Source organism: Oryzibacter oryziterrae, assembly GCF_021864535.1.
In the GTDB taxonomy this organism is placed as follows: domain Bacteria; phylum Pseudomonadota; class Alphaproteobacteria; order Rhizobiales; family Pleomorphomonadaceae; genus Pleomorphomonas; species Pleomorphomonas oryziterrae.
The window spans coordinates 31,296-39,495 of record NZ_JAKJIC010000030.1 but is presented as its reverse complement, the minus strand read 5'-3'; the positions used below and the strand labels follow the sequence as shown (position 1 = coordinate 39,495).

The following is an 8,200-nucleotide window of genomic DNA, read 5'->3' as shown; positions in this document are numbered from 1 at the left end:
CGAGAACAGCAACCGCGAGGAGACGATCTACTCGTCCAAGGCGGTCGGCGAGCCGCCGTTCATGCATGGATGCGCGGTGTTCTCGGCGATCTTCGACGCCGTCGCCAGCCTGCGTCCCGGTGTAGTGCCGCCGCTCGATGCCCCGGCCACGCCGGAAGCCATCATGCGCGCCGTCGGCTACATGCGCCACGCCGAATGAGACCAGAACCATCCGGGGCCAATCTCCCGGATGGTCAACCGCCCATCAGGTCGATAAGATGCCTCCGACCATGTCCGGGAGGCCCCAATGTTGAAGTCCTTGTCGCGCTTGATGCTTTGTGCTGCCGTGCTGCTGCCGATCGCCGGCTTGCCCGCTTGCGCCGACGATACCGCCGCCGCGGTGGCCCTGGGCGCCAAGGCCAACGGGCAGACGGTCAAGATCGCCGTCGGCAGCGAGATCAGCATCCTGCTCGATGAGAATGTGACGACCGGCTACAGCTGGGACGTGGTGAAGAGCGATCCGGCGCTGGTGTCGCTTTCCGGGCACGAGTCGCAGCCGGCGGCCACCCCGATGCCCGGCGCCCCGGGCAAGGTGCTGTTCCGTCTCAAGGCGATCGCCGCAGGCACCAGCGTGATCGAGCTCGGCTATCGCCGCCCCTGGGAAACCGGGGTGGCGCCGGTGGAGACATTTAGCCTGAACGTGGAAGCGAAGTGATCAGGCGCCGTCCAGCACCGACAGCACGTAGGCCATCAGCTGGGGATCGCGATAGTCGGCAATGGTGACGTTGGCGCCATTGGCGCGGGCTTCTTCGTCCGACAGCGAGGTGCGCAAGGCCACCGTGGCGATGCCGGCGCGGTGGGCAGCGGTGATGCCGGGAGGCGCGTCCTCGAAGGCCAGCGTCTTGGCGGCGGGGACTCCGAGCTTTTCAAGGCCGGTGAGATAGGGCAGCGGATCGGGCTTGCCGCGCGGCAGCTCGCTGCCGATGACAATGGCCGAGAAATAGTCGGCGATTCCAAGCGCAGCCAGCATGTCCTTGACGTTGGCCCGCGGCGCGTTGCTGACGACCGCCATGCCCATGCCGCGCGCCTTGGCCCAATCGAGAAAGTCCAGAAGACCGGGAATCGGCTTCAGCTTGCCGACGATCAGGCTGCGGAACAGGGCTTCCTTGTCGTCGGCGATCTTCGGATGCAGGCCGTCGTCCACATGCGAAAACAGATTGCGGCAGATGTTGGCATTGGTCTGGCCGGACACGTGCACACGGAACATCTCCTCGTCCATCGCGACGCCATAGTCGCTGGCAGTGCGGACGAAGGCCTCGAAATGCAGGGGATCGCTGTCGGTCAGCGTACCGTCGAGGTCAAAGAGCAGGCCTTCGGTGAACATGGGCAACGGGGACTCCGGCAAGGAATTTGCGCTGTTGGATACCCTGTCCGTCCGCGAATGGAAAGCGCTGATGCTGCAAGGCTCGGATGACACGAGCGCGGTCCCCGACTACACTTGCCCCATGTCCGACGTCTTTGCCCCGCTTGCCCGCCTTGTCGCCCGTGATGGAATCGCCGCACTGATCACGGTGGCCGATGCCCGCGGATCGACGCCGCGCGAGGCTGGCGCCCGCATGATCCTGTCGCGCGACGGCGCCATATCCGGCACCATCGGCGGCGGGCGGCTGGAGCTGGAGGCGACCGAACGTGCCCAGGCGATGATGAAGGCAGGTCAGGAGACAGCCGAACGCCTGTCATTGGCCCTCGGCCCGTCGACCGGCCAATGCTGCGGTGGCCACGCAAGCCTCATCGTCGAGGTGTTCACCGCCGGGCGCACCGGGCATCTGCAGAGCCTGGCGGCGGCAGAGCAGGGGGGACCCTTCCAGACCGAAGCGCAGTTTGTGGCCGGGCAGCCGATCGACCGCCGCGTGACATCGAGGGATCGGCGGCCGGCCTTTGCGCAACTGGACGCCTCAGGATGGCTCGTCGAGGGATTCGGCCGGCTGATGCACCCGGTGGCACTGTTCGGCGCCGGGCATGTGGGCCGGGCGATCGTGCTGGCTCTCGCACCGCTCCCCTTCGACGTCACGCTGATCGACAGCCGCGCCGAGGCGTTGCCGGGCTTGCCCTTTGCCCACCTCAAGGAGCGGTACGCGCCAGAGCCCGCTGCACTCGTCGCCGAGCTGGCCCCGGACACATCCATCCTGATCATGACGCATGATCACGGCCTCGATCTCGACATCCTGCACGCGGCACTCGTGCGGGGCGGCTTTCCCTATGTCGGCATGATCGGCAGCGCCACCAAGCGCGCGCGGTTCGAGCGACGGCTCAGAGATCTGGGCCATGATGCGGAAATGGCGGGGGCATTTGCCTGTCCCATCGGCATTCCCGGCATCCTGTCGAAGGAACCGGCGGTGATCGCCGCTTCCGTTGCCGCAGATCTTCTGACGCGCTTGCCGGGCTGACCAGGTTGCGTGATTTGACCGCGCGGCTGTGTTTGCCTCTTGTTGAAAAAACTTTCATGTGAGATGTATGAATCATTATTTCCGGTTTGTTTGAAATTCATGTTTGGAGACATTTGCGATGACGGTTTCACGCGAGGAATTTGACGCGCTCAAGCAACTGGTCGTTTCGCAGCAGCAGACAATCGCCAGGCTGGAAGCGCAGCTGGATCGGCAGCCCGAAAATGCAGACGTGCCAATCAGCCGCCGAGGCCTGTTCACGGGCGTTGCGGCGGCCGCAGCCGGCGCGGTAGCAGGCTTGGCCGGCACGACCAATAGGGCCGAAGCGGCCACCGGCGATGCACTGGTGGCAGGCAGCTACTACAACGTGGTCAACCACCCGACCAGCCTCACCTTCACCGGAGGGGCCACCTACAAGGATTATGCGTTCGGCGTGAACGATGGATATCTGGACAAGTTCCAGGGCGCCGGCACCATCTGCGCCAATGTGACAGGCCTACCCGCAGCGATATATGCTGAGGACCTTACCCAGAGCGGACGGGTAGGCATTTTTGCCTTTAGCAAGTACGGCAGGGCCATCGCTGGTTCGTCGGAAACGGGCATCGGCATTCAGGGCTATGGTTCGGTCGGTGTCTATGGGCTAGCCGCCAACAGCGGGGGCGTCGGCGTTTCTGCCTATGGCGACAGTCAGATCAACCAAACCGCGCTGAAGGTCGACGGCGTGGCCCGCATGTCCCGGTCCGGACTGACCACCGTGAAGGCCGGGCAGAAGACCGCCACCGTGGCTGTGACCCAGCTCAAGGCAACTGCCATGGTCTTCGCCACGATCCAGACGGCCACCAGCGGCGTGAGCGTTGCGCGTGTCGAGGTCAAGACGACCAGCCCGTCTTCCTTCAAGATCGTGCTGACGGGCAATGCACCGGCGGGCGGCGCCAAGGTGGCGTGGGTGATTTTCGATCGGCTGTGATTGAAGCGGTTTTCGGCAATCTGGTCCTGCCGGTTTGGATGCATCATCCGTGGACTTGTTGGAACACGCCGCGCAAATTCCTGGCACGGCTTGGGTATTTTTCGTTGTTTCGGGAGTTACTCCATGAGCGTTTCACGCGAAGAATTTGAAGCATTGGCGCGTACGGTCGAAGCGCAGCGCCAGTTGATCGAACAGCAACAGGCGGTGATTCAGCGCCTTGCCGGTGAGGCTTCCGGTGCGCAGGTCGAGGCCGTATCGCCCGCATTGTCGCGGCGCGGGCTGTTCGCCGGCGTTGCCGCTGCCGCTGCGGGAGCGGTTGCCGGACTGGCCGGCGGAACCGGCAAGGCCGAAGCGGCCACAGGCGATGCGCTGGTGGCTGGCAGTTATTACAATCAGGCAAACCACCCGACGAGCCTGACCTTCACCGGCGGAGCAAACTACCAAGACTATGCCTTCGGCGTGAACGACGGGCCGACTGCGAGCTACCTGAATGGCCACGGCGGGACAATTGCCGCCAATGTTCAGGGTAGCTTCACGGCCGCCATCTACGCGGAAAACCTGCGCCCCAAAACCACGACGGCCGGTCGTGACCTTGCGGCGATCTACGGAACGTCCGAAAACAACTCCGGCGTCATTGGAACCAGCCGCAAGGGCGCGGGCATCTACGGCGCCAGCACCTCGGGAATCGGTGTCAGAGCGCAAAACACCAGCGCCGGCGGCATCGCCTTTCAGGCAGAAGGGGTGACGCGCTTCAAAAGATCCGGCCAGGCCACCGTGCAGGCGGGCAAGCGGGAGGTGGAAGTTACCATTCCGCCCATCAACCTCAGCACCCCGGATCGGCTGTTTTCCAGTTCCCTGGTTCTGGCGACCTTGCAAGCGGTGTCCGGCAACCTGGCCATCCTGGGCATCAAGCGGGGAACCAATCCCGCCAAGTTCAAGATCGCCCTCAATGGTCCGGCACCGGCGGGCGGCATCAAGGTCGGCTGGTTCATCATCGACATGATCCAGGAGGGATGAGCGACAGCCGGCGCGGCCTCTTTCGCGGTGGGGCGCGCCGTTTAGGCGCCCTGCACATTTTTTCCATTTGCCTGTGCAAATTTTATGCGCGTACCGTTTGCGAATCCGTGGTTTTATGCTGCTCATAAAATAGACAAAGAAGCGTCTTGAGGGCGGTAGTGCCGGATGACCGGATCTGATCAGAACAAAAAAGAGGCTCTTGTGCGCCGCGTCGGCGGCGATGTGCCGCTCCTGGAAGTGCGCAATATCGTCAAGCGGTTCGGCTCGAACACCGCCAATGACGACGTGTCGCTTGCCATCATGCCGGGCGAGATCCACGCGCTTCTGGGTGAGAACGGCGCCGGCAAGTCGACGCTGGTCAAGATCATCTACGGTTCGCTGCAGCCCAACTCGGGTTCCATCTACTGGAAGGGCAAACCTGTCACCATCAGCTCGCCGGCCGAAGCGCGGTCCGTCGGCATCGGCATGGTGTTCCAGCATTTCTCGCTGTTCGAGTCGCTGACCGTCGCTGAAAACATCGCCCTGGCGCTGCCCGACTGCAAGGTGACGGACAAGCTGTCGGCGACCATCGCCCGCGTCTCGGAAAGCTATGGCCTGCCGCTCGACCCCAGCGCCCATATTGTCGATCTGTCGGTTGGCGAGCGCCAGCGCGTCGAGATCGTGCGCTGCCTGTTGCAGAACCCCGAACTGATCATCATGGACGAGCCGACCTCGGTGCTGACGCCGCAGGAAGCCGACCAGTTGTTCATCACCCTGAACCGCCTGGCGTCGGAAGGCTGCGCCATCCTCTACATCTCGCATCGCCTCGAAGAGGTGAGGGTGCTCTGCCATCATGCCACGGTCATGCGTCGGGCAAAGGTCGTGGGCGAAACCGATCCGGCCGAGCAGACCGTCGGCGCGCTGGCGCAGATGATGGTGGGCAGCGAGATCGCCCGCATCGCCCGCGAAAAGGGCAAGGTCGGTCCGGAAAAGGTGTTGCTGAAGGGCCTGTCCGTGCCGTCGCAGGAAGCCTTCGGCGTCTCGCTGAAGGATATCAACCTGTCGGTGCGCGCCGGCGAGATCGTCGCGATCGCGGGTGTGGCCGGCAACGGCCAGTCGGAACTGTTCGACGCCCTCTCGGGCGAAGAGGCCTGTCCCAAGGAGGACATGCTGATCCTCGACGGCGAGGCCGCCGGGTTCCTCACCATCAACCAGCGCCGCCAGCTGGGCGCCGCCTTCGTGCCGGAAGAACGTCTCGGCCATGGCGCCGTGCCGGCGTTGAAGCTGTCGGAGAACGTGGTGCTGACCCGCCACGGCACGGGCGAGGGCATGGCCAAGCGCGGCTTCACCCGCTTTGGCCGCGCCGGCAAGGTGGTCGAAGCGGTGACCCATCTGTTCGACGTGCGCAAGGGTGTCAACGACCCTGAAGCGCGGTCGCTGTCGGGCGGCAATCTGCAGAAATTCGTCGTCGGCCGCGAGGTGCACCGCTCGCCCGGCATTCTGGTGGTGGCCCAGCCCACCTGGGGCGTCGACGCCGGCGCGGCCGCGGTCATTCGCCAGTCGCTGATCGATCTTGCCCGCAAGGATCGGGCGGCGATCATCATCATCTCGCAGGATCTCGACGAAATCTTCGAAATCGCCGACCGCATCGCCGTCATCTCGCGCGGCCATCTGTCGGCCGCCGAAGACGCCGACACGCTGACGCCGGAAAAGATCGGCCTGCTGATGGCCGGCGGCGCCGAAAAGAAGGGAGCCGCGGCATGATCCGCATCGAGCTCGTCAAGCGCTCGCAGCAGAGCCGCGTGATGTCCGTGCTGTCGCCGGTGATTGCCGTGGCGCTCACCGTGATCGTCGCCGGCATCGTCTTCTTCCTGCAGGGCCACAACCCGCTGGAAGGCATCTGGTATTTCTTCCTCGAGCCGATCACCTCGCTGTGGGGCATCGAGCAGCTTGTCACCAAGGCGACGCCACTGGTCATCATCGCCCTTGGTCTGGCCGTCTGCTACCAGTCCAACAACTGGAATATCGGCGCCGAGGGCCAGCTCACCATGGGCGCCATCGTCGGCTCGATCCTGCCGGTGATGTTCCCCGACTTCGTCAATCCTGTGGTCCTGCCGCTGATGCTGATCATGGCCATGATCGGCGGCGCGCTGTTCGCGCTGATCCCGGCGCAGCTGAAGATCCGCTTCGGCACCAACGAGATCCTGACCAGCCTGATGCTGGTCTATTGCTCCAACCTGTTCCTCGACTGGATGGTGCGCGGCCCCTGGCGCAGCCCGCAGGGCTACAACTTCCCGATCACCGTCGACTTCCACGAATGGGCCATCCTCGACGGCCACGATTTCGGCGGCGTCTATCTCAACCTGTCGGCTCTGATTGCGCTGATCCTGGTGATCGTGCTTGCCGTGGTCATGCGCTCGACGCTGAAGGGTTTCGAGATCCGCGTGCTCGGCCAGAGCCCGCGCGCCGGCGCCTTTGCCGGCTTCAACCATCGCCGCATGACGCTGTTCGCCTTCGCCCTGTCGGGCGCGTTGGCCGGTCTCGCCGGCATGATGGTGGTGATGACCGAGATCCAGAAGCTGCAGCCGGTGATTTCGCCGGGCTACGGCTTCACGGCCATCATCGTCGCCTTCCTCGGCCGGTTGAACCCGGTCGGCATCCTGATCGCCGGTCTGGTGATCGCCTCCTCCTATCTGGGCGGTGAGGCGATCCAGACGTCGCTGCAAATGTCCTCCAAGGTCGCCACGGTCATCCAGGGCGTGCTGCTGTTCTTCGTGCTCGCCTGCGACACGCTCATCCTCTACAAGGTCAGGATCGTGGCCGGCCGGGCCGGGGAGGTCGCGCGTGCTTGATATCGTCGTTCCCATCATCCTGACGGTGATCACGGCGGCGACGCCGCTGCTGCTGGCCGCCCTTGGCGAACTGATCACCGAGCGCTCGGGCGTGCTCAACCTCGGCGTCGAGGGCATGATGGTCATGGGCGCCGTTGCCGGCTTTGCCGTGACCATCTCCACCGGCAGCCCGACGCTTGGCATTCTCGCCGGCGCAGTGGCCGGATTGCTGACCTCGCTGGTCTTCGCCTTCGTGACGCTGACGCTCGTCGCCAATCAGGTCGCCTCGGGTCTGGCGCTCACCATGTTTGGCCTCGGCCTGTCGGGCCTGATCGGCGAGAGCTTCGTCGGCAAGCCGGGCATCAAGCTCGAGGCGCTGCACATCCCGGGCCTCAGCGATCTGCCGGTGATCGGCCCGATCCTGTTCAGCCAGGATCTGCTCGTCTACCTGTCCTTCGCCATGATCGTCGTGGTCAACTGGTTCCTGTTCCGCACCCGCGCCGGCCTGATCCTGCGCTCGGTGGGCGACAACCACAGCTCCGCCCATGCCCTCGGCTACTCGGTGATCGGCGTGCGCTATCTGGCGGTCATGTTCGGCGGTCTGATGGCCGGCCTCGGCGGTGCCTATCTGTCGGTGGCCTATACGCCGCTGTGGGTCGAGAACATGACGGCCGGTCGCGGCTGGATCGCGCTGGCGCTGGTGGTGTTCGCCTCCTGGCGGCCGACCCGCGTCGCCGCCGGCGCCTATCTGTTCGGCGCCGTCACCGTGCTGCAGTTCCACGCGCAGGCGCTCGGCATTGGCTTGCCCTCGCAATTTCTGTCCATGCTGCCCTATCTGGCCACGGTGGTGGTGCTTGTGGCAATCTCGGGCAACCGCCGGGCAACGTTGTTCAACACGCCGGCCTGCCTTGGCAAATCCTTCGTTCCGGATCGCTGACCGGCGATCTTGATTACGGCCAGGACGCAACGGTCCGTCTGACGCC

The 8,200-nt window shown here is 64.5% G+C and carries 9 protein-coding genes; 8 read left to right on the top strand and 1 reads right to left on the bottom strand.

Features of this window, described 5'->3' with window-relative positions:
* Window positions 1–199: hypothetical protein (locus tag L2I41_RS20350; protein WP_237155458.1), on the top strand; the 199-nt coding region annotated here is incomplete at its 5' end.
* Between the two features lie 87 nt (window positions 200–286).
* A complete protein-coding gene (locus L2I41_RS20345; RefSeq protein WP_237155457.1) occupies window positions 287–694 on the top strand; it encodes a protease inhibitor I42 family protein in 408 nt (135 codons plus the stop codon).
* Here the strand turns inward: L2I41_RS20345 and L2I41_RS20340 are convergent, their stop codons facing one another.
* Complete coding sequence (locus L2I41_RS20340) at window positions 695–1,363, bottom strand: HAD family hydrolase (protein WP_237155461.1); 669 nt, start codon at window positions 1,361–1,363, stop codon at window positions 695–697. It abuts the gene before it with no gap.
* A 34-nt stretch (window positions 1,364–1,397) separates the two neighbouring features.
* On the opposite strand from L2I41_RS20340, the gene xdhC reads away from it, so the two are divergent.
* From xdhC to L2I41_RS20310, 6 genes are all read left to right on the top strand, one after another.
* Window positions 1,398–2,426, top strand: a complete 1,029-nt coding sequence (xdhC, locus tag L2I41_RS20335) for a xanthine dehydrogenase accessory protein XdhC (RefSeq protein WP_237155456.1) — start codon at window positions 1,398–1,400, stop codon at window positions 2,424–2,426.
* A gap of 118 nt (window positions 2,427–2,544) precedes the next feature.
* The gene (locus L2I41_RS20330; protein WP_237155455.1) at window positions 2,545–3,390 is read left to right on the top strand and encodes a coiled-coil domain-containing protein; all 846 of its coding nucleotides are present in this window, start codon (window positions 2,545–2,547) and stop codon (window positions 3,388–3,390) included.
* Window positions 3,391–4,407: a hypothetical protein gene (locus tag L2I41_RS20325; protein WP_237155454.1), complete on the top strand. Its 1,017-nt coding sequence runs from the start codon at window positions 3,391–3,393 to the stop codon at window positions 4,405–4,407. It begins immediately after the preceding gene.
* Between the two features lie 165 nt (window positions 4,408–4,572).
* Complete coding sequence (locus L2I41_RS20320; RefSeq protein ID WP_237155453.1) at window positions 4,573–6,150, top strand: ABC transporter ATP-binding protein; 1,578 nt, start codon at window positions 4,573–4,575, stop codon at window positions 6,148–6,150.
* Window positions 6,150–7,238, top strand: coding sequence for an ABC transporter permease (locus L2I41_RS20315; RefSeq protein ID WP_237155460.1), 1,089 nt, complete (start codon window positions 6,150–6,152; stop codon window positions 7,236–7,238). The genes L2I41_RS20320 and L2I41_RS20315 overlap by 1 nt, the downstream gene beginning before the upstream one ends.
* Window position 7,239: 1 nt before the next feature.
* Window positions 7,240–8,154 carry an ABC transporter permease gene (locus tag L2I41_RS20310; protein WP_237155459.1) on the top strand — a complete coding sequence of 305 codons (915 nt, stop codon included), beginning with the start codon at window positions 7,240–7,242 and terminating at the stop codon, window positions 8,152–8,154.
* Window positions 8,155–8,200: the final 46 nt, after the last annotated feature.

Excerpts from the sequence above, each read along its gene's own strand:
- L2I41_RS20345 (WP_237155457.1), top strand. The coding sequence starts at position 287 with ATGTTGAAGTCCTTGTCGCGCTTGATGCTTTGTGCTGCCGTGCTGCTG.
- L2I41_RS20340 (WP_237155461.1), bottom strand. The coding sequence starts at position 1,363 with ATGTTCACCGAAGGCCTGCTCTTTGACCTCGACGGTACGCTGACCGAC.
- L2I41_RS20330 (WP_237155455.1), top strand. The coding sequence starts at position 2,545 with ATGACGGTTTCACGCGAGGAATTTGACGCGCTCAAGCAACTGGTCGTT.
- L2I41_RS20320 (WP_237155453.1), top strand. The coding sequence starts at position 4,573 with ATGACCGGATCTGATCAGAACAAAAAAGAGGCTCTTGTGCGCCGCGTC.